Source organism: Kitasatospora sp. NPDC015120 (genome assembly GCF_043080305.1).
GTDB lineage: Bacteria > Actinomycetota > Actinomycetes > Streptomycetales > Streptomycetaceae > Kitasatospora.
This window is the reverse complement of sequence record NZ_JBIBVJ010000004.1, coordinates 522,057-543,242: the sequence shown is the minus strand read 5'-3', so window position 1 is coordinate 543,242 and position 21,186 is coordinate 522,057. Positions and strand designations below refer to the sequence as shown.

16 protein-coding genes and 1 riboswitch are annotated in these 21,186 nt (G+C 73.9%); of the genes, 7 read left to right on the top strand and 9 right to left on the bottom strand.

All coding sequences use genetic code 11. From position 1 onward, the window contains the following. The first annotated feature begins 231 nt into the window (after positions 1 to 231). The gene (locus tag ACF1AK_RS14085; protein WP_391499039.1) at positions 232 to 759 is read left to right on the top strand and encodes an ATP-binding protein; all 528 of its coding nucleotides are present in this window, start codon (positions 232 to 234) and stop codon (positions 757 to 759) included. A 390-nt stretch (positions 760 to 1,149) separates the two neighbouring features. On the opposite strand, the gene ACF1AK_RS14080 is transcribed toward ACF1AK_RS14085, so the two are convergent. Then, complete coding sequence (locus ACF1AK_RS14080) at positions 1,150 to 1,404, bottom strand: DUF397 domain-containing protein (protein ID WP_380281362.1); 255 nt, start codon at positions 1,402 to 1,404, stop codon at positions 1,150 to 1,152. A 514-nt stretch (positions 1,405 to 1,918) separates the two neighbouring features. On the opposite strand from ACF1AK_RS14080, the gene ACF1AK_RS14075 reads away from it, so the two are divergent. From ACF1AK_RS14075 to ACF1AK_RS14065, 3 genes are all read left to right on the top strand, one after another. Further along, positions 1,919 to 2,842: a hypothetical protein gene (locus ACF1AK_RS14075; protein ID WP_391499038.1), complete on the top strand. Its 924-nt coding sequence runs from the start codon at positions 1,919 to 1,921 to the stop codon at positions 2,840 to 2,842. 830 nt (positions 2,843 to 3,672) lie between these two features. Continuing rightward, positions 3,673 to 3,871, top strand: a riboswitch (cyclic di-AMP (ydaO/yuaA leader). Further along, positions 3,858 to 5,135, top strand: coding sequence for a transglycosylase family protein (locus ACF1AK_RS14070; protein ID WP_391499037.1), 1,278 nt, complete (start codon positions 3,858 to 3,860; stop codon positions 5,133 to 5,135). It overlaps the preceding riboswitch by 14 nt. A gap of 148 nt (positions 5,136 to 5,283) precedes the next feature. Next, entirely contained in the window at positions 5,284 to 5,484 is a 201-nt protein-coding gene (locus ACF1AK_RS14065) for a hypothetical protein (RefSeq protein WP_380298127.1), read from the top strand. A 57-nt stretch (positions 5,485 to 5,541) separates the two neighbouring features. Here ACF1AK_RS14065 and ACF1AK_RS14060 read toward each other — a convergent pair whose 3' ends face one another. The 7 genes from ACF1AK_RS14060 to ACF1AK_RS14030 form a co-directional block, all read right to left on the bottom strand. Continuing rightward, on the bottom strand, positions 5,542 to 6,561 hold the full coding sequence (locus ACF1AK_RS14060; protein ID WP_391499036.1) for a LacI family DNA-binding transcriptional regulator: 1,020 nt from the start codon (positions 6,559 to 6,561) through the stop codon (positions 5,542 to 5,544). A 25-nt stretch (positions 6,562 to 6,586) separates the two neighbouring features. After that, positions 6,587 to 8,293 carry a glycoside hydrolase family 13 protein gene (locus tag ACF1AK_RS14055; RefSeq protein WP_391499035.1) on the bottom strand — a complete coding sequence of 569 codons (1,707 nt, stop codon included), beginning with the start codon at positions 8,291 to 8,293 and terminating at the stop codon, positions 6,587 to 6,589. Positions 8,294 to 8,354: 61 nt separating this feature from the next. Beyond that, a complete protein-coding gene (locus ACF1AK_RS14050; protein ID WP_391499034.1) occupies positions 8,355 to 9,266 on the bottom strand; it encodes a sugar ABC transporter permease in 912 nt (303 codons plus the stop codon). A 37-nt stretch (positions 9,267 to 9,303) separates the two neighbouring features. Next, entirely contained in the window at positions 9,304 to 10,305 is a 1,002-nt protein-coding gene (locus ACF1AK_RS14045; RefSeq protein ID WP_391499033.1) for a carbohydrate ABC transporter permease, read from the bottom strand. Positions 10,306 to 10,415: 110 nt separating this feature from the next. Continuing rightward, entirely contained in the window at positions 10,416 to 11,693 is a 1,278-nt protein-coding gene (locus tag ACF1AK_RS14040) for an extracellular solute-binding protein (RefSeq protein ID WP_391499032.1), read from the bottom strand. A 308-nt stretch (positions 11,694 to 12,001) separates the two neighbouring features. Further along, positions 12,002 to 13,087, bottom strand: a complete 1,086-nt coding sequence (locus ACF1AK_RS14035) for an aldose epimerase family protein (RefSeq protein ID WP_391499031.1) — start codon at positions 13,085 to 13,087, stop codon at positions 12,002 to 12,004. Positions 13,088 to 13,300: 213 nt separating this feature from the next. After that, entirely contained in the window at positions 13,301 to 16,345 is a 3,045-nt protein-coding gene (locus tag ACF1AK_RS14030) for an ATP-binding protein (RefSeq protein WP_391499030.1), read from the bottom strand. A 294-nt stretch (positions 16,346 to 16,639) separates the two neighbouring features. On the opposite strand from ACF1AK_RS14030, the gene ACF1AK_RS14025 reads away from it, so the two are divergent. The 3 genes from ACF1AK_RS14025 (at position 16,640) to ACF1AK_RS14015 (ending at position 19,905) form a co-directional block, all read left to right on the top strand. Further along, complete coding sequence (locus ACF1AK_RS14025) at positions 16,640 to 17,587, top strand: terpene cyclase (RefSeq protein WP_391499029.1); 948 nt, start codon at positions 16,640 to 16,642, stop codon at positions 17,585 to 17,587. 238 nt (positions 17,588 to 17,825) lie between these two features. Beyond that, complete coding sequence (locus ACF1AK_RS14020; RefSeq protein WP_391499028.1) at positions 17,826 to 19,349, top strand: aldehyde dehydrogenase family protein; 1,524 nt, start codon at positions 17,826 to 17,828, stop codon at positions 19,347 to 19,349. Positions 19,350 to 19,581: 232 nt separating this feature from the next. Then, positions 19,582 to 19,905, top strand: coding sequence for a nuclear transport factor 2 family protein (locus ACF1AK_RS14015; RefSeq protein WP_391499027.1), 324 nt, complete (start codon positions 19,582 to 19,584; stop codon positions 19,903 to 19,905). Between the two features lie 44 nt (positions 19,906 to 19,949). Here the strand turns inward: ACF1AK_RS14015 and ACF1AK_RS14010 are convergent, their stop codons facing one another. Further along, positions 19,950 to 21,170, bottom strand: a complete 1,221-nt coding sequence (locus tag ACF1AK_RS14010) for a serine hydrolase domain-containing protein (RefSeq protein ID WP_391499026.1) — start codon at positions 21,168 to 21,170, stop codon at positions 19,950 to 19,952. Between the last annotated feature and the right edge of the window lie 16 nt (positions 21,171 to 21,186).

Sequence of the window (21,186 nt, the reverse complement as noted above, 5' to 3'; positions counted from 1 at the left end):
AGCGCAGAGCACGATGGTGCACGTGCACCTGCACACCCCTGGCAATCCCGCGGGCTCCGCGTCGACCCCACGCGCGATTCCGTGCACCGGCCCGGCAGCGCCCCCGCGCCTCCGGGCCCTCGTGCGCGCGCGCCTGGTCGAGGGGCGGCCGCGCGGCCGAGCGAGTCGGAGGTGACCGGCATGACCCCGGCGGGTCCAGCCGTGTCCGCCCCCTTATGGGAGGAGCTCTTCATGAGCACCGGAACGGCCTTGGCAGTCGACCCCCTTGTGGTCACCTGTACGCTCGCTCCCCGCTATGAGGCTGTCAGAACCGCGCGCGACTTCGCCAGGACCGCCCTGCAGCGGTGGGGGCTGGGCGAACTCTTCGACGACGTCGCGCTGGTGGCATCGGAGCTGGTGACCAACGCGCTGCGGCACGCCATCGGCGCGTGTCCCGGCGCGGCGGACGACTACGACTTTCCCGCGCAGCCGGCGGTGGAGAGCCGGCTGCCGATCCGAATAAGCCTCGTGCACCGCGCGCCCCAGGTGGTCTGCGCGGTGAGCGACCCCAGCAGTACCGGCCCGGTGGCCCGGGAGGCGGACTTCGTGGCGGAGTCCGGCCGGGGACTGCACCTGGTCGACTCGTTCAGCCACTCCTGGGGCTGGCACCCGCTGGGCAGCGGCAAGGTCGTCTGGGCCCTGTTCGAGGCGGAGGAGGCCCAGCGGCCGGCCCCCGTCCCGGTGGCGGAGTTCGGCGGACGGCACCGGCGCTCGGCCTGAGCGACCGACGGTGAACCGGGGAGCCGGGGAACCGAAGGACCAGGGAACCACCACAGCACGGCGAACGGCACCCCGGCAGCGGCGACCGGCGACCCTCGGGCAGCGGGCACCGGCAGCCCCCGGCGGTGGCGCCCCTCCTCCGATCCGCGTGCGGCGGCTCGGCACGGCGGCGGCGCAGCGGGAGCCGTGACGTTCCCGGCCCGCCCGGCGGCACGGATCCCGGGCGGAGGTACGGACGGACCCGGCCCGGAAGGGGATTCCGGACCAGGGCTTCCAGGGCTCTCAGGACTTCCGGGGCTTCCGGGGACCCCCGGGGCTCCGGACAAAGACAAAGGCCGTCGTGGTGTCAGCACCCACGACGGCCCCCCGATTGGTGAAGCCGGCGGCCGGTCAGACCGCCAGGTGGTCGAACTCCCCGTCCTTCGCCCCCAGGAGCAGCGCGGCGATCTCGGCCCGGGTGTAGATGAGCGCCGGACCGTCCGGGAAGCGCGAGTTGCGCATCGCCACCTCGCCGCCCGGGAGGGCGGCGAACTCGACGCAGTTGCCCTGCGAGTTGCTGTGCAGGCTCTTCTGCCAGACCACGCCCTCCAGGTCGGTCGCGGCCATCCCGTTGTACGTGTCGTACGTGTCGTGCGTGTCGTGCATAGAAATCTCCCGAAGAGCTCCGGAGTGGGTCGTTCAGCTCGGCGCCCCGGCCCCGGCCGAACGGACGGGCCGGCCCCGTACCGGCCCGGCACAACGCCTCACTTGACGTGATGATAGCTCCAGTGCACGTGCATCAGCACGGGACGTTGCAGGTGCACGGCCTTTTCGACACCGAACCGGAACTCTTCACGCGGCACCCGCCTGACGGTACGTAAACGGACAAAGCTGACTGAATCGGCAAGGGGCCGATAACCGCCCGTAGGCGGCCACCCGCCGATTGTTGATCTTCGAACGCCGGGAGTCGCTCTTCCGTGACCCTCCGTCAGGCCGCGCGGGCGCTGTGAGACATCTCACGCGCGGGAGCGGCAACGCGGTTCCCGTTCCGGCGCATCTGAAGGGGTACCGGGAGAACTCCCGCCCCGGGGCCGGTTATGTCCGGTTTTCACGGCGGACCCCCCGTCCGGTTCGGCAGCCGACTGCGGAGCGGGTGGAGCGATGTCCTACGATCTCCGCCATGAGCACCGCAGCCATCCCGGGCGCGCCACTGCCCGTCCGCACTCCAGGCTCCCGTGCGCGGGGGCGCCACCGCCGTCCCGAGCGCCCCGAGATCCCGGCCGGTTCCCCGGCCCTGCTGCTCGCCGTCCCCGCGGCCGCCGGACCGGACTCCCGGTCCGTCGTCGAGGAGCTGCTGTCCATTGTCCGCAGCGAGCAGAACGGCGTCCGGACCGTCGCCGGGTACCTCCCCTCCGGTGGCACCGACGGCGAGGCGGACGGCGAGCGCACCGTCGCCGAGCTGCTGACCGAGGCCGCCCAGGCCGGACTGCCCGCGCCGGTCGTGGTGCCGCTGGTGCCCGGTCCGCACGACTTCCTCCCCGCGCTGCACGGGCTCGCCGCCGAGTTCGGCGCCCCCGTCACCGACGCGCTGGGCCCGCACCCGCTGCTCGCCGAGGCCGTGCACGTCCGCCTCTCCGAGGCCGGGCTGGCCCGCGCCGACCGGGCCCGGCTGTTCGCCATCGCGACCGCCGCCGACGGCGTGGTGCTCACCACCGTCGGCGGGCAGGCCGCGGCCGACGCCGCCGGCATCACCGGCATGCTGCTGGCCGCCCGGCTCGCCGTGCCGGTCGTCGCCGCCGCGCTGGACGTGCCCGGCTCGGTCGCCGACGCCGTCGCCCACCTCAAGGAGATGGGTGCCCAGAACCCGGCGCTGGCCCCGCTGGTGATCGGCCCGGAGGCGGACGCCGAGCTGCTCGCCACCGCGGCCGAGGAGTCCGGCTGCCCGTCGGCCGCGCCGGTGGGCGCGTACCAGGCGGTCGGCCAGCTGGTCGCCTCCACCTACCTGGCCGCGCTGCCGGCCGTCGACGCCGAGGCCCTGGCCGGGGAGGCCGGCGCCGCGGCGGAGGACGGCCCGCGCGCCGGCGGGCGGCACGCCGCCCAGTAGCCCCGCTCGCCCGCAGGGCCCGGAACGGACGCACCGTTCCGGGCCCTGCGGCGTTCCCGGGAGACGGCTCCGGCGGCCGGCCGGGGGCGGGCGGCGGCGTCCGTCCTCCCCCGGCCGGCGCAGCAGGACGTTCCCCGGGGCGGTGCGGCCGGCGGTGCGGCCGGCGCTCGTCGCCGCCGAACTCCCCCGGGGGCGCCCGGGATGACGGCGGCTCCGCTGACGGCCCGGATGCTGACGAGGGCGCAGGCGGCGGCGAAGCCCCTCCCTGGCCGGGCGTGCCGGTGCCGCCCCTTCCCGCCGACTCCCCCGGACGCGCTTCTCGTCGCCCCCGACGGGAGGCGCAGGAGGGCGGACGCGGCCGCCGCCGGGGCCGGGGGCCCGGGTGCCGCCGGGCGAACGGCGCGGGAGCCTCTCGCCGCGGATCGCCGCGAGGGCGGCGGCGACGGTGGGCCGGCGCAGGAGGGCCCGGCGGATCGGGTTCGGGTGAGCCGGAGGTCGGTTCGGGCGTGATGTCCGCTCTGTGACGCTTTGCCCGGCGACGCGCTCCGCGCGGCCGGACGTCCGGACGGGGCGCCCGCCCCCTCGTCGACGCCCGCCGGTGCGCAGCCCTTCCCCCGGGGCGGCTGCGGCGCTCCGGCGCGGCGCCGGCGTCCTGAGGCGCAGGCAGGTGCGTTGGCCGCGACCGGCGTTGCGGGAAACCGGTCATTTCCGATCATGAAGGACAGCCGGCAGGCGCCCTTTCCGCACACCGTGACGAGCGTCACACATGTTTGCGGTTTGAACGCGCCTCTGCTTAACGTGCTCCCCGTTCGTGGCCACACGGACCCAGCACGTCCGCGACGCCGAGTCCTGCCGTCGGGCGTGCTGGCAGCGCAATGCACCACGGCAGGAGCGGGGGAACCACAGGTAGTTCGCCCAGGACCGGTCCACGGACCGGCCCCGGGCTAGGGGTGAAGCCGCGTCCACAGCGCGGCCGGGCAACTCCAGCCCGAATCCGACAGCTCACCTCGCAGGCGTGGGAGAGGACCGCGTCTTCATGCTGCCCACCAACGGCACCCGACTGTCCGGCCGTACCCGTCGCGCGATCGCCGCCCTCGGCGTCGCGGGCATCGGCCTCACCATCCCCTGCCTCACCGCCGGCACCGCCTCGGCCGCCTCCGTCGCCACCTGGGACAAGGTCGCCCAGTGCGAGAGCGGCGGCAACTGGAGCATCAACACCGGCAACGGCTTCTACGGCGGCCTCCAGTTCACCAACTCGACCTGGGCCGCGTTCGGCGGCACCGCGTTCGCCGCGCGTGCCGACCTCGCCACCAAGGACCAGCAGATCGCGACCGCCGAGAAGGTCCTGGCCGTGCAGGGCCCCGGCGCCTGGCCGGTCTGCTCGGTCCAGGCCGGTCTCACCAAGGGCGGCACCCCGGCCGCGGTGGACACCTCTGCCGCCGCCAAGCCGGCCGCCCCTGCCCCGGCCCAGACCCCGGCCGCCAAGCCGGCCGCCAAGCCCGCCGAGAAGCCCGCCGCGCAGCAGCAGGCCGCCGAGCCCGCCGCCACCCCGCAGACGGCCCGGGGCGACCGGCAGTGGCGCCCGCAGGCCGGTCAGCAGGGCGCCCAGCAGGCCTCCCGGGACTACACCGTGGTCGCCGGCGACTGGCTGTCCACCATCGCCGACCGCAACCAGGTCCAGGGCGGCTGGCAGCGGCTCTACGAGCTCAACCGCGCCACCCTGACCGACGGCCCGCACGCCATCTACCCGGGCCAGCACCTGACCCTCGGCGAGCGCGCCGCCGGCCAGGGCTTCGACTGGTTCAACCGCGACCAGGGCGGCGCGCAGGGCCAGAACCGGCCCCAGGCCCAGGCCCCGGCCGGCAAGCCGGCGAGCAAGCCCGCCGCGCAGGCCGAGACCCCGGCCACCGCCCCGGCGGCCCCGGCCGCCAGCGGCAGCATGGCCGCCGCCGTCGCCTTCGCCCAGTCGAAGGTCGGTCAGGCCTACGTCTACGGCGGCACCGGCAACGGCGGCTGGGACTGCTCCGGCCTGACCCAGGCCGCGCTGCGCGCCGCGGGCATCTCCGTCCCGCGCGTCGCCGCCGACCAGGCCGCCGCCTCCACCCATGTCCCGCTGGACTCCCTCAAGCCCGGCGACCTGCTGTTCTGGTCCAACAACGGAAAGGACTCCGGCGTCTACCACGTCGCGCTCTACATCGGCGACGGCACGTACGTCGAGGCCGCCAACCCGAGCTCGGGCGTGCGCGTCCAGACGGTCGCCAACTGGGCCCCGGACTTCGCCGGCCGGGTCTGATCCCCTCGCGCCGCCGCCCCCGGGGAGAGTCCGGTCGCTCCTCCCCGGGGGCGGCGGCGTGCCCGCACGGGGCCGGACGCCGGACGGCCATGGTCAAACCGGGGTCGCGACGGGCATGCTGCTGCCCTGCACCCGAGAAGGAGTCACCATGGCCCAGGTCACCGTCTCGCTCGACGCCAACCTCGCGATCGACGTGATGATGCTCTCCGGCACCAAGAGCCCGCAGGACGCCGTCGAACTGATCCTCCGCGACTACCTGGAGCGGGGCCGGCGCACCGAGACCCGCACCGGTGACGCCGCCGACGGCCACCGGGTCACCCAGGACCGCCCGACCGTCCAGGAGGGCTGAGCGGGAACGCCGCGGGGCCCGGGAGCAGTGCGCTCCCGGGCCCCGCGGCGTCGGGCCTCAGCGCGCCCGGGCGCCGGTCGAGCCGCGCATCACCAGCTCCGGCCGGAACATGAACTCCCCGCGCTGCGCGGCGTTCCCGCCGACCTCCTCCAGCAGCGCGTCCACCGCCGCGGTGGCCATCGCCTCCACCGGCTGGCGGACGGTGGTCAGCGGCGGCTCGGTGAAGGCGATCAGCGGCGAGTCGTCGAAGCCGACCACCGAGACGTCCTGCGGCACCGCCAGGCCCCGCTGGCGGACCGCACGGATCGCGCCGAGCGCCATCATGTCGCTGCCGCAGACGATCGCCGTGCAGCCCTTGTCGAGCAGCGCCCCGGCCGCCGCGTGCCCGCCCTCGACGCTGAACAGCGTGTGGTGGACCAGCTCCCCGGCCTCCTGCGCGCCGAGCCCCAGCACCTCCCGCACGGCCGCGGTGAAACCCTCGATCTTGCGCAGCACCGGCACGTAGCGCCGCTGGCCGACGGCCAGGCCGATCCGCTCGTGGCCGAGTCCGGCCAGGTGCTGGACGGCCATCCACATCGCGGCCCGGTCGTCCGGCGAGATGAACGGCGCGTCGATGCGCTCGCTGTAGCCGTTGATCAGCACGAACGGCACCCCGCGCCCGGCCAGCCGGGTGTACCGGTCGTGGTCGGCGGTGGAGTCGGCGTGCAGGCCGGAGACGAAGACGATGCCCGCCACGCCCCGGTCGACCAGCATCTCGACGAGTTCGTCCTCGGTGGAGCCGCCCGGGGTCTGGGTGCAGAGCACCGGGGTGAAGCCGTGCCGGCTCAGCACCTGCTCGATCACCTGGGCCAGTGCCGGGAAGATCGGGTTGCTCAGCTCCGGGGTGACCAGTCCGATCAGCCCGGCGCTGCGCCGGCGCAGCCGGGTCGGCCGCTCGTAGCCGAGCACGTCCAGGGCCGCCAGCACGGTCTGCCGGGTGGTGGCCGAGACGTTGGCCTTGCCGTTGAGCACGCGGGAGACGGTGGCTTCGCTGACCCCCGCCTGCGCCGCGATGTCTGAGAGTCGCGCCGTAGTCACGGTCCCAGAGCCTATTGCAACCACGTCAGACCGCCCACCAGTCGGTGCTGTCGGCGGCGAGCACCGCCTCGCCGTCCGTCACGTCCGGGCCGGCGCCGGCGGAGGTGAGCAGCAGCCGGCCGGGGGCCGGTATCCGGACCGGGGCGCCGGTGGTGTTGACGGTGCAGACGAAGGAGCCGCGGCGGAACGCCAGGGTGCCCTCGGGGGCGGGGAGCCACTGGACGTCGGTGCCGGCGCCGAGGTCGGGGTGCGCCTTGCGGACGGCCAGTGCCGAGCGGTAGAGCTCCAGGGTGGAGGTCGGGTCGCCGGTCTGCGCCTCGACGCTGAGGGCGGCCCATTCGGCGGGCTGCGGCAGCCAGGACGGTCCGCCGGCGGTGGGGCCGAAGCCGTAGGGGGCCTCGGTGCCGGACCACGGGATCGGGACGCGGCAGCCGTCGCGGTAGCCGTCCTGGCCGGCCTTGCGGAAGTACGACGGGTCCTGGCGGACCTCGTCGGGCAGGTCGGTGACGTCCGGCAGGCCGAGCTCCTCGCCCTGGTAGACGTAGGCGGAGCCGGGCAGGGCGAGCATCAGCAGGGTGGCAGCGCGGGCGCGGCGCAGGCCGAGTCCGCGGTCGCCGGGGGTGCGGATCTGGGTGCCCAGGCCCGGCGGGTTGGCGAACCGGGTGGCGTGCCGGGTGACGTCGTGGTTGGAGAGCACCCAGGTGGTGGGGGCGTCGACGGGGCGCATCGAGTCGAGCGAGAGGTCGATCACGGCGCGCAGGTCGGCGGCGTCCCAGGAGGTGCCGAGGTACTGGAAGTTGAAGGCCTGGTGCAGTTCGTCGGGGCGCACGTAGTTGGCGGTGCGCTGGACGGTCGGGGTCCAGGCCTCGGCGACGCCGATCCGCTGTCCCGGGTACTCGTCGAGGATCCTGCGCCAGGAGCGGTAGATGGCGTGCACGCCGTCCTGGTCGAAGAAGGGCATGACGTCGTTGCCGAGCAGCCTGAGCTGGTCGGCGCCGCCGAGGTCGGGCAGGCCGGGGGCCTTGACCAGGCCGTGGGCGACATCGATGCGGAAGCCGTCGACGCCCATGTCCAGCCAGAAGCGCAGGATGGAGCGGAACTCGTCGGCGACGGCCGGGCTGTCCCAGTTGAAGTCGGGCTGCTCGGGGGCGAACAGGTGCAGGTACCAGTCGCCGGGGGTGCCGTCCGGGTTCCTGGTGCGGGTCCAGGCCGGGCCGCCGAAGATGGACTCCCAGTCGTTGGGCGGCAGTTCGCCGTGGGCGCCCTTGCCGGGGCGGAAGTGGTAGCGCTCGCGCAGCGGGGAGCCGGGGCCCTCGCGCAGGGCGCGCTTGAACCACTCGTGCTGGTCGGAGGAGTGGTTGGGGACGAGGTCCACGATGATCCGCAGGCCCAGCCGGTGGGCGTCGCGGATCAGCGTGTCGGCGTCCAGCAGGGTGCCGAACACCGGGTCCACGGCCCGGTAGTCGGCGACGTCGTAGCCGGCGTCGGCCTGCGGGGAGGCGTAGAACGGCGAGAGCCAGACGGCGTCCACGCCGAGGTCGCGCAGGTAGGGCAGGCGGCTGCGGATGCCGGGCAGGTCGCCCATGCCGTCGCCGTTGGAGTCGGCGAAGCTGCGCGGGTACACCTGGTAGATGACCGCGTCCCGCCACCAGCCTCTGTCCGCGGCGGCACTGCCCTCGTGAGCGGTGGCGTCGTCGGCGGGCCGGGGGGTGTCGGCCAGGTTCTGGGTCATGGACGGTATCCCTTGGGGAGTGTGGCGGGCGGAGCGGTCGGGCCTCGGCGCGGGAGGCCGGTCAGGACTTCGAGGCGCCGGCGGTCAGGCCGGTCACCAGGTGGCGCTGCACCAGGTAGAAGAGGGCCGAGGAGGGGATCGCGATCAGCACGGCGGTCGCGGCCATCAGGTTCCACTGGGCGTCGTGCTCGCTGACGAAGGTCTGGAGTCCGACGGCGAGGGTGTACTTGTCGGAGCTGAGCATGAAGGTGGAGGCGAAGGCGACCTCGGCCCAGGCGGTGAGGAAGGAGTAGAACGCGGCGACCGCCAGGCCCGGGCGGGCGAGCGGCAGCACCAGCCGCCAGAAGGTGCCGAACGGGGTGAGCCCGTCGACCCGGCCGGCCTCGTCGATCTCCACCGGGACGGTGTCGAAGTAGCCCTTCATCAGCCAGGCGCAGTAGGGCACGGTGGTGGTCGAGTAGACCAGGACCAGGCCGAGGTAGCTGTCCAGCAGGCCGAGCTGGGACAGGATCGTGTACATCGGCACGATCAGCACCGCGATCGGGAACATCTGGGTGACCAGCAGCGACCACATGAGCGGCCGGTGGCCGGGGAAGCGCATCCGGGAGACGGCGTAGCCGGTGGAGGCGGCGATCAGCACGCCGAAGACGGTGGTGACGCCGGAGACCAGGAAGGCGTTGCCGAACCAGGTGAAGAAGTCGGTGTCGAACAGCACCGTCGCGTAGTTCGAGAGGGTCAGCTTGCCGAGGATCTCGCCGGGGTGCAGGTAGTCGGTCTTGTCCGGGCCGAACGAGACGTAGAGGATCCACGTCACCGGGAACAGCGCGATCAGGCTGGCCAGGATCAGCGCGCCGTGCATCAGGGTCGTGGCGAGCGGGCCGGTCCCGCCGCGGGGGCGGACCTTGGCCGGCCGGGCGGCGGGGGCCGCGGACCGGGCGGCGAGGGGGGTGGGCCGGTCGGTGGTGGTGCTCATCGGGGTGCCTCCTTCGTGGTCGCGTGGTGGGCCGGGGTCAGCCGTTCGCCCGCTCGTTGCGGGCGAGCCAGCGGCGGTAGAAGGCGGTGAAGACGATCAGGATGGAGAGCAGGATGACGCCGTAGGCGGCGGACTGCGCGTAGTCCCGGGGCTGCTGGCCGAAGCCGAGCCGGTAGGCCCAGGTGACCAGCAGCTGGGCGTCGGGGGCGCCGTTGCCGAACAGCAGGAAGATGACGGCGAACTGGTTGAACGTCCAGATGATGCCGAGCAGGACGACGGTCGAGGAGACGGTGCGCAGGCCGGGCAGGGTGACGTGGCGGAACCGTTGCCAGGCGGTGGCGCCGTCCATCTCGGCGGCCTCGTACAGCTCGGCGGGGATCGACTGGAGGCCGCCGAGCAGCGAGATCATCATGAACGGCACGCCGACCCAGGTGTTGACCATGACGGCGGCGGCCTTCTGCGCGGTCGGGTCGTCCAGCCAGCCGGGTTCGGGCAGGTGCAGCGCGGCGAGCAGGCCGTTGACGGCGCCGCCGTCGGCGAGCATCAGCCGCCAGGAGAAGACGGTGACGAAGGTGGGCACGGCCCAGGGCAGGATGAGCAGCATCCGGTAGACGGCGCGCCCGCGCAGCTTCTGGTTGAGCAGCAGGGCCAGGCCGAGGCCGATGGTGTAGTGGAGGCCGACGCAGAGCGCGGTCCAGGCGATGGTCCAGACGAAGTGCGACCAGAAGCGGTCGTAGGAGCCGGGGCCCCACAGGATGTCGGCGTAGTTGTCGAAGCCGACGAAGTGGTGGCTCGCCGGGATCTCGTTGGCGCCGATCCTGCGGGCGACGTTGAGGCTGTTGGCGTCGGTGAGGGTGAGCCAGAAGCCCTCGGCGAGCGGGTAGAGCACCAGGACGCCGAGCACGAGCACGACCGGCGCGATCATCGCGTAGGCGTACCAGTGCCTGGCGTACGAGCGCTTGACGCGTTCCATCAGGCCCGGACGCGGCTCGCGCTGCCGGCTGCCCTTGCCGGTGACGCCCTGCACGGCGACTGACATTGTTCGACACCTTCTCGGGGGAGGTCCGCCGCCTCGCTTCGGCGACTGCTGTGACGGGTCCGGCCGTCCGGTCCGCCGGGGGAACGGCGGACCGGACGGCTGGGGAGGGACTACTTGGCGAAGCCCGGGAGGAGCTTGGCGTAGTCCGTGGCGACGGTGTTCAGGCCGTCCTGGGTCGCGGTGCCCTGGACGATCTTGCCGAGGTTGGTGCCCAGCGAGGCGAACAGCGAGCTGTACTCGGGCAGTTCGGGGCGCGGCTCGGCGCTCGACAGGACCGCCTGGAAGCCGGCGATGCCGGGGTCGGCCTTGACCTCGGGGGTGAAGGCGTCCTCGCGGGTCGGCAGGGTGGAGTTCTTCTGCGCGATGAAGGCCTGGCTCTCGGCCGAGGTCATGAAGGCGGCGAACTTCTCGGCGGCGGCCTTGTGGGCCTTGTCGGCACCGGCGTAGACGGAGATGTTGTGGCCGCCGGTCGGGGCGCCGCCCTTGCCGGCGGAGCCGCCCGGGACCGGGGCGATGCCGAGGTTGGCCTTGTCGGCGAAGGCGGAGCCCTTGTAGATGTTGGTGATCTCCCAGGGGCCCTGGACGATCGCCGCGACCTTGCCGCTGGTGAAGGCGTCCATCATGTGCGCGTAGGCGTCGGTGGTGACGTCGGCCTTGGCGGTGCCGGGCGCGGTGAACAGGGACTTGTAGGTCTCGATCGCCTTGACGGCCTGCGGCCCGGCGACGGTGATCCTCCTGCCCTTGGGGTCGACGGTGTCGGTGCCCTCGCCGAACAGGAACGGCATGGCGTAGTAGCCGTCGGCGGCCTTCAGCCAGAAGCCGTCGACGCCGGCCTTCTCCTTGACCGCGGCGGCGGCGGTCTTGAGCTCGTCCCAGGTGGTGGGGGCGGCGGTGATGCCGGCCTTGGCGAAGAGCTCCTTGTTGTAGAGCAGGCCGAGGGTGTCGGTGACCAGCGGCACGCCGTAGAGCTTGCCCTCGTAGCCGGCCTGCTGGATCAGGCTGGGCCGGAACTTGGCGGTGTCGGCGGCGGCCGGGGTGCCGTCCAGCGGCTCCAGGTAGCCGGCCTTGGCGAACGCGGCGGTCCAGCCGACCTCGGAGCGGAACACGTCCGGAGCGCCCTTGGCGCCCATCGCGGTCTGGAGCTTGTTCTGCGCCTGGTCGAAGGGCACGTTGACGAAGTCGACCTTGATGTCCGGGTTGGCGGCCTCGAACTTCTTGACGAGCTCCTGGTAGTTCGGCGCCTCGTTGGTGGCGTTCGAGGTGTCCCAGTAGGTGAGGGTGACCGGCCCGTCGGCCTTGCCGTCGGAGCTGGAGCCGCTGCTGCCACAGGCAGCCATCGAGACCGCGAGGGCCACAACGAGGGCAGAGGCCGCGATGCCACGCCGCATGAGAACTCCTTGGAGGGTGGGGGTGCCCGGAATGACCGGAGACAGGCGCATAATGGCTGCCTTGCCTCGCGCCGACCGCACCGTTGCTGCCGCCGGGCCCGGGAGGAAGTTAACAGCGGGGCAACAGTCGCGGAAAGCCCTTGCAGAAAGTTTCTGCAAGAAACGGCGATCGTTACATCCACGTGTCCTCGGCGTGGCCGAACGGTCGTCAATGACCGGCACTTCGCCATATTTTGTCCGGTTCGCCCCGGTCGGCCGTCGCCGCCGGGGCCCACCCTCCGTGGTGAAAGGCTCTTGCAGCGCCCCCGTCAGCCGGTGGTTCCGAGCCGCAGCACGGTGGTCGAACGGAACTCCTCGCCCGGGCGCAGCTCGGTGCTCGGGAAGGCCGGGTGGTGCGGGGAGTCCGGGAAGTGCTGGGTCTCCAGCGCGATCCCCGCGAACGGCCCGTACGGCACCCCGCGCGCGCCGGTGACCCGGCCCTGGAAGGTGTTGGCGGTGTAGACCTGGATGCCGGGCTCGGTGGTCAGCACCTCCAGGGTGCGGCCGCTGGACGGGTCCTCCAGCAGTGCCGCCCGGGCCGGGGTGCCGTCCGCCGGACGCGGCCGCAGCACCCAGTTGTGGTCGTACCCGCCGGGTCCGGTCAGCTGCGGGTGGGCGTCGTGCAGCGCCTTGCCGACCGGCCGGGCGGTGGTGAAGTCGAACGGCGTCCCGGTCACCGGCTCGATCCGGCCGTAGGGGATCTGCCGCTCGTCGGCGGGGGTGTAGCCGTCGGCGTCCAGGGTGAGAAGGTGGCCGAGGACGTCCCCGGAGCCCTCGCCCGCCAGGTTGACGTACGCGTGGTTGGTGAGGTTGACCACGGTCGGCGCGGTGGTCACCGCCCGGTAGCGGATCGCCAGCTCGCCGCCCGGGTCGAGGGTGTAGTCGACGGTGACGTCCAGGGCGCCCGGGAAGCCCTGGTCGCCGTCGGGGCTGTGCAGCGCGAGCCGGACGCCGCCGGGCACCTCCTCGGCCGTCCAGATCCGGTGCGCGAAGCCGTCGGGGCCGCCGTGCAGGGTGACCCCGCCGCCGGTCGGGGCGAGCTGGTGCTCCTCGCCGTCGACGGTGATGCTGCTGCCGGCGATCCGGTTGGCGTACCGGCCGACCACGGTGCCGTAGTGGCGGGCCGGGCCGAGGATGTCGGCGAGCCGGTCGGTGGAGAGCAGCACCTGGGCGGGGCGGCCGTCGCGGTCGGGGGCGACCAGGGTGTGCAGGGTGGCGCCGAGGGTGAGCACGCTCGCCTCGTACGCTCCGGCGCGCAACGTCCACCGCTCGATCGCGGCGCCCGCGCCCGAGGGTTCGAAGGGCTCGCGCCGCACGCTGGTGGTCTGCGGCCCGTTCGCCGGGGGCGTCGCCATGGCCTGCTCCTCACTGGCGGGCCACGGGAGCGCGCCCGCCCTTTCGCCGGGGTGCCGGGCCCCGTATGGGCCCGGGTCGGCGTCAGCCTAGTCAGCGGGGACGGCGCGGGGGCGCTCATCGCCTGCCCGCGCGCCGTCCGGTGCGCCGTGCGCTGCGGCCGGGACGACGGCCGGGCGTGTCGGCCGTGGGGCCCGCCCGGCCGCCGGGGCCGGTCAGCGGCCGGCGCCGAACCCGCCCTCGTCCCCGTGCGCTCCGCCCCGCCGGTCCACCGGGTCGGAGCCGTCGCGCTGGGCGGGCGGCAGGCCGAGCGCCGCGGCCAGGCCGTCGGGGCCGCTGCCCGCCTTGCGGTAGACGGCGGCCAGCCGGCGGTTGACCAGGTTGAGCGGGAGGGCCAGGTGGTCGGCGATGCGCTGCGGCGGGATGCCCCGCACGGCCAGCTCGGCGACGTCCCACTCCGGCTGGCTGAGCGTCTCGCGCACGTCGCCGAGCCGGTTGGGCCGCAGGCCGTAGTTGGCCAGCTCGCGCCGGGCCCGGTCGACCAGACCGTCGGCCGCGCAGTGCTGGGCGAGCTCGATGCCCTGGTAGAGGTGCTCCTGGGCGTCCTCCAGCCGGCCGACCCGGCGCAGCGCGGCTCCGAGGTCGACCAGGGCGACGGCGTGCTCGTAGCCCGCCGGCGACTGGCCGAGGTGGGTGACCGCCCGCTCCAGCAGCTCGACCGCCTGCTGGCCGTCCTCGATCTGGGCATGGAGCCGCAGCGCGGTGCCGATCGCCGAGGCGGTGCCGAACCGCTCCGCGTCGACGACCGAGCGGCGGGCGTACGCGCGGGCCCGCTCCGGCTCGTCCGCGGCGAGCGCGATGGCCAGGTGTCCGGCCCAGGGCGCCCAGACCGTGTTGTGCCAGCCCCGGACGTCCAGCTGGGTGCCGGCCTCGGTGAGCGCGGCGGCCGCGCCGGCGGGCCGTCCGACGGCGAGCAGCAGCTTGCCGTACAGCGAGGCGGCGTCGGGCAGCACCATCGCGGTGGCGTGGTACGGCGGGTGGAAGCCGAACTCCAGGGCGAGTTCCCAGGCCTCCTGGCTGCGGCCGCGGGCGATCAGGGTGTCGATCAGCACGCCGACCGCGTCCCAGGCGAGCGGCAGCTTGGCGCTGATCCGCTCGGACAGCCGCAGCGCCCGGCGCAGGAAGTCCTCGGCCTCGGCGAGCAGGCCGCGCCGGAACCGGGCCAGTCCCATCAGGAAGTAGGCGAAGCCCCGGTGGGCGCCGCTCCAGCCCGCCACCTCGAACTGGACGATGGCGTCCGAGAAGAGCCGCTCGGCCTGGGCGATGCGGTCGTTGTAGGTGTAGGACAGGCCGAGCGTGGCGGGCAGTTCGAAGCCCCAGGTGTTGTCGGTCCAGCCGAGGCCCTTGGGCAGCCGGCCGTTGTCCAGCACGTCGTCGGCGTGCCGCAGCACCTCGGCCGAGGGTTCGCCGCGCAGGGTGAGGTCCCAGGCCCGCAGCGCCAGGACCGCCCGGTCGGCCGCCTCGCGCCCGGTGAGGCTGTCGCACAGCGCGCCGAGCCGGGCGGAGCGGGCCGGCCCGTCCTCCTCGGACTTGCGGTAGGCGTGCCACATGAAGGACGCGGCCTCCAGCCGCAGCCGGCCCGCCGGATCCCCGACGGTGCGCTCCGCCTCGTCCTGGCAGACCAGCGCGGCCTGGCGCAGCTCGCCGCTGTGCGCGAGCACTTCGGAGAGCCGGAAGGTGGCGTCGACCCGCAGCGAGGGGCGCAGCGGTCCCTCGTCCGGGTCGAGCGCGAGCTTCAGCTGGTTGACGGTGGCGACGGGGTCGGTGAGCAGGGCGGAACAGCCCAGCTCGTACAGCACCTCGGCGCGGTCCTGGTCGTCCGGCGGTTCGGCGAGCGCGCGGTGCAGACAGCGCTGGGCGGCCTCGGGCGCGCCGATCAGCAGGTGTTCGGAGGCGGCCCGGCGCAGTTTGCGCACGGTGCGGTCGTCGCCCTCGCCCGCGAAGGTCTCCACCAGGTGGCGGGAGGCGGCGAGCAGGCCGAGCCCGGCGTTCTCGATCTCGGCGGCGGCCACGCCGTGCATGCCGGTGCGGGTGGCTTCGGGCATGGTGTTGTAGATCGAGCTGGCGATCAGCGGGTGGACGAATTCGAGGTTGCCGTTGGGGGTCTTGGTGAGGACGCGCTGCTTGCGCAGTTCCTTGATGGACTCGCGGGCGCCCTCGGCGCTCTGGGCGGAGATCCGGGTGGCGAGTTCGGGCTGGATGTCGGTGCCGAGCATCGCGGCGGCCCAGGCGAAGCGCAGGGTGGCGGCGCCGAGCCGGTCCAGCCAGGACTTGAGGGTCATCCCGGTGGCGTCGACGGCGAGTTCGCGCAGTTGCTGGGAGTTCTCCTCGACCGGCTCCAGCTCCTGGTCGCGGACCTGGTCGAGGAGGGCGACGACCTCGAAGGGGTTGCCGTTGACGACGTTCCAGAACTCGTAGCAGAAGGCGTCCTCGGCCTGGTCGCCGAGTTCGGCGCGGATCATGTCGGTGACCGCGACCAGGGAGAGCCGGCTCAGCTCGTGCCGGCGGGTGGCCAGCGCGGTGACCGCGCGCTGGTGCTCCTGGGACTCCTGCTGCCAGTCGGCGGTGTCGTCGCGGTAGGCGAAGACCAGCAGGACGGGCAGCTCGCGCGCCCGGACGGCGAACTGCGCCAGCCAGCCGAGCGATTCGGGGTCGGACCAGTGCAGGTCGTCGACGATCATCACCAGCGGGGCGCGCCGCGGGGCGAGCTGGGTGAGGACGAAGTCGAGGCCGTCGCGCACGCCCTGCGGGTCGAGGCGGCGGGCGCCCTTCCTGGGCTGCTTGAGGCCCATCGCGGGGCCGACGACCTCTTCCCAGGTACCCATCACCTGGCTGAACTCGCCCGGTTCCAGGCTGCCGAGCACCGGCTGGAGGAGCTGGCGCAGGACGTGGTAGGGCTCCTTGAACTGGCGTTCGCCGCCGCGGGCGAACAGCACGGTCGCGCCGGGGCGCAGTTTGGCGATCCGGCGGACCTCGTGCAGCAGGCTGGTCTTGCCGATGCCGGGCCGGCCGGAGAAGGTGAGCAGCTCGCCGATCTCGGTGCCGCCGGCCGCGAAGTCGCGGCAGAGCTTGTCCACCGCGGCCTCGGCGGAGCGGAGTTCGGAGTCGCGGTCGCGCAGCCTGATGCGATGGGGGGCGCCTTCGGCCTCCCGCGCGCCGGGCTTCGCCTCCGCCCGGAATTCCCTGTCCCGCTCGGTCACCGTCGTGCCTCCGCCTCGCCGATCCCTGCTCGTGGAGCCGAGGTTAGCGCCGCAGGGGGCCTGGTGGAGTGTATTCACGCAGGCGAGGGGCGAGTTGAAGGGTTTGGAAGACCTGCCGAGGGCAATTGCCGTATATCCCTAACGTCGGATCATTGCATCAGATACTCTACGCCCCGCATGCCAAGTTGATCATGCCATGACCATACTTACCTTGCCGGCAGCGCCACCCCAACTCCCCCGCCGACGCCCGCATTACCCCTCAGCACCCCCACCCTTCGCAGCTCCGGGAGTCCGATGTCTGACGACACCTCACTTCAGATTCCGTTCCCGCACCGTCGCAGCGACCACGGGCCGTACGCCACCGAACTGCACCGCGCCTGGCTGACCCGCCATCCGCTGCTGCCCGACCCGGCCCACCCGTCCTACGCCCACTGGGACGTGGTGGACCTCGCCGCGCTCGGCTACCCCGACGCCGGACCCGACGAACTGGCGCTCGCCGCCGACCTCATGGGCTTCTACTTCCTCTTCGACGACCAGTTCGACGGCCCGCTCGGCCGCCGCCCCGCCGAGGTGGCGCCGATCTGCGACCGGCTGGTGGCCGTCCTGCACGGAGCGTCGCCCGACCGCGGCTCGCCCGTGGAGACCGCTTTCGCCGACCTGTGGGAGCGCAGCGTCCAGGGCATGCCGGCGCGCTGGCAGGCGCGGGCCGCCTACAACTGGGAGTACTACCTCGCCTCCCACCCCGCCGAGGCGGCCGGGCGGATCAGCCCCAACCCGCCGGACCGGGCCGGGTACCAGGTGCTGCGGCGCGGCACCGCCGCGATGGAGACCATCTTCGACATGATCGAGCGGCTCGGCCACTTCGAGGTGCCACCGGCCGTGCTGCACCATCCGGTGCTGCGTCAGCTGCGCCAGCTCGCCGCCGACATCCCCTCGCTGACCAACGACGTGCGCTCGTTCCCGCTGGAGGCGCCGCGCGGCGACGTCAACAACCTGGTGATGATCGTGCGCCGGGAGCGGGACTGCTCGGCCGAGGAGGCGTGCGCCGTGGTGATGGCCGAGGCGCAGCTGATGGTCGAGCGCTCCCGGGAGCTGTACGAGGGACTGCCCGAGGTCCACCGGGAGCTCGGCCTGGCCCGGGTCGAGCGGATCGTCGCCCAGCGCTACGCCGACGGGCTGGTCACCTGGCTGGCCGGCTACCTGAGCTGGGAACGCCGCACCGGCCGCTACCAGCGGGCCTGACCCGGCCCGCCCGGGGCCGGGGGGAGCGCGCCACCCTGCGTCGACCGGGGCCGCACGGACCGTAGCCGAACCGGCCGCTCGCCGGTTAGGGTGCAACCCGGCGGACGCCCCGGCACGGGGCGCCCGACCCGCGTGTGTGTCCGTACCCTCCGCCGGGCCGCCCCCTGCGCGGCCCGGCGCACCGCTCCGGCCCGCGTGGCCGGAGCGGTGCCCCGACAGCGCGAGGAGGCACCAGAGCATGCCGGTCTACCAGCCCCCCGGGCAGCCCGGATCCATCGTCGGCTACCGCCCCCGTTACGAGCACTGGATCGGCGGCCGGTGGACGCCGCCGGTCCTCGGCCGCTACTTCGAGAACCCCAGCCCGGTCACCGGCGAGGTCTTCACCGAGGTCGCCCGCGGCACCGCCGAGGACATCGAGGCCGCGCTGGACGCCGCCCACGCCGCCGCCCCGGCCTGGGGCCGCACCCCGCCCGCCGAGCGCGCCCAGGTGCTGCTGCGGATCGCCGACCGGATCGAGCAGAACCTCGAAGCCCTCGCCGTCGCGGAGAGCTGGGAGAACGGCAAGCCGGTGCGCGAGACGCTGGGCGCCGACCTGCCGCTGGCCGTCGACCAGCTGCGCTACTTCGCCGGCGCGCTGCGCGCCCAGGAGGGCGGCGTCTCGCAGCTGGACGAGGACACCGTGGCCTACCACTTCCACGAGCCGCTGGGCGTGGTCGGCCAGATCATCCCGTGGAACTTCCCGATCCTGATGGCGGTCTGGAAGCTCGCCCCGGCGCTGGCGGCCGGCAACGCGGTCGTGCTCAAGCCCGCCGAGCAGACCCCGGCCTCCGTGCTGCTGCTGGCCGAACTGACCGCCGACCTGCTGCCGCCGGGCGTGCTCAACGTCGTCAACGGCTTCGGCCTGGAGGCCGGGCGCCCGCTCGCCTCCAGCGACCGGATCCGCAAGATCGCCTTCACCGGCGAGACCACCACCGGCCGGCTGATCGCGCAGTACGCGAGCGGCAACCTCATCCCGGTCTCGCTGGAGCTCGGCGGCAAGAGCCCCAACCTGTTCTTCGCCGACGTCGCGGCCGAACAGGACGCCTTCTACGACAAGACCGTCGAGGGCTTCGCGATGTTCGCCCTCAACCAGGGCGAGGTCTGCACCTGCCCCAGCCGGGCCCTGATCGAGTCCTCGGTGTACGACCGGCTGCTCGCCGACGGCCTGGACCGGGTGCGCGCGATGCGCCAGGGCAACCCGCTGGACACCGAGACCCAGATCGGCGCCCAGGCCAGCGAGGAGCAGCTGCGCAAGGTCCTCTCCTACGTCGAGATCGGCCAGGCCGAGGGCGCCAAGGTGCTCGCCGGCGGCGAGCGGGCCGACCTGGGCGGCGCGCTGTCCGGCGGCTACTACGTCACGCCGACGGTCTTCGAGGGCGTCAACGGGATGCGGATCTTCCAGGAGGAGATCTTCGGCCCCGTCGTCGCGGTGACCCGCTTCGAGGACTTCGACGACGCGGTCACGCTCGCCAACGACACCCTCTACGGACTCGGCGCCGGCGTCTGGACCCGCAACGGCACCACCGCCTACCGGGCGGGCCGCGCCATCCAGGCCGGCCGGGTCTGGACCAACTGCTACCACGCCTACCCGGCGCACGCCGCGTTCGGCGGGTACAAGAACTCCGGCATCGGCCGGGAGGGCCACAAGGCCGTCCTGGAGCACTACCAGCAGACCAAGAACCTGCTCGTCAGCTACTCCCCGCAGGCCACCGGCCTGTTCTAGGCACCGCCGCACGACCCCGGAACGCGGGGCGGGAAGCCGGGCCGGCCGGCTTCCCGCCCCGTACGCCACTCCCCGTGGCCCGGTCGGGGACCCCAGGGGGGTGAATCGCCCGTAGCGGGATCCAAGCACAGTCGGCCCCCGGAAATCCCCGACTCGCCGCCGACATGCGCGGCGCGTGCCCGCCGAGGTCCTAAACAGGAGTCCCGACCCGCTTCGACTCCTGGGAGACCGGATGACCATCGCCCCCGCCAGACTCTCCGACCCGACCGTGCGCGCCGCCGTCACCGCGATCAACGCCGGCGACCGGCAGGCCTTCGTCGACCTGCTCGCCCCGGACGCGACCATGTCCGACGACGGCTCCGAGCGCGACCTCCAGGACTGGATCGACCGGGAGATCTTCACCGTCCACGGCCACATGGAGGTCCGCTCCGAGTCCGACGGCGGCCGGGCCCTGGTCGCCGACTACCGCAACGAGACCTGGGGCGAGATGCGCACCGCCTGGCGGTTCACCGTCGAGGACGGCCGGATCAGCCACTTCGCGACCGGCCAGGCCTGACCCGGCCGCGCCCGGGCCCGCGCCCGGCCCGGCCCGGCCCCCGCTCAGGCCGCCCCCAGGCACTCCCGCACCGCCCGGATCAGCGCGCGGGAGCGGATGTCCCCGGTGACGCCGGGCTGCATGCCGTTGGTGACATAGCCGAAGCCGATCCCGAGCTCCGGGTCGGCGAAGCCCAGCGAGCCGCCCCGGCCCGGGTGGCCGAAGCTCGCCGGCGAGGCCATCGGCGACGTCGGGCCGTGCCGGAAGAAGCCCAGCCCGAAGGTGGAACCGACGATCAGCACCCGGTCCGGGCCGCTGACCACCGGCCCGACCGCGCGGGCCAGCATCCCGGGCCCGAGCAGCGGCGGCAGCTCCCCGCCGCCGCTGCCGTGCCGGTCGGCCGCGCCGATCAGCGCCGCGTAGAACCGGGCCACCGAGCGCGCCGTGCCGATCCCGCCCGCGCCGGGGATCTCCGCCGCCTGCACCGCCGGGTCGTTGAGGTCCACCCCGGGCCGCACCGAGGCGAACGCCCGGGCGGTCAGCGAGGACGGGTCCTGGTAGGCGTCCCGCACGGACTGCTTGGGGCGCAGCCGCAGCCCGCTCGGGCCGGTCCGGGCGGCCGCCGGCGCGGGCAGGTCGACCAGCCGGCCCACCCGGGGCGCGGCACCGGCCGGCAGGCCGATCCACAGGTCGAGGCCGAGCGGACGGGCGATCTCCTCGGCGAAGTACTGGCCGACGGTGCGCCCGCTCACCCGGCGCACCACCTCGCCGACCAGCCAGCCGAAGGTGTACGGGTGGTAGCCGTGCGCCGTGCCGGGCTCCCAGGCGGGCGCCTGGGCGGCCACCGCGGCCGCCGCCCGCTCCCAGGTGAGCACGTCCTCCAGGCGCAGCGGCACGTCCAGCGCCGGCACCCCGGCCTGGTGCGACAGAAGCCAGCTCACCGGCACCCCGCCCTTGCCGGCCGCCCCGAACTCCGGCCAGTAGGAGACCACCGGGGCGTCCAGGTCGAGCTGCCCGCGCTCGGCGAGCAGCAGCGCGGTGGTCGCGGTCAGGCCCTTGGTGACCGAGCGCAGCACCTGCGCGGTGTCCGCCGTCCAGGGCACGGCCGGCTCGGGCCGCCCGCCGACCTCCGGCCGGGCGTCGCCGCCCCAGAGGTCCACCACCTTGCGGCCGCGCACGTACAGCGCGAAGGCCGCGCCGAGCTCCCCGTACTCGCGGAAGTTGCGTGCGAAGGCCTCCCGCACCGGTTCGAAGCCCCCGGCCGTCTCGCCCCAGATCTCCACCACCGCGCGTGCCGTCCCT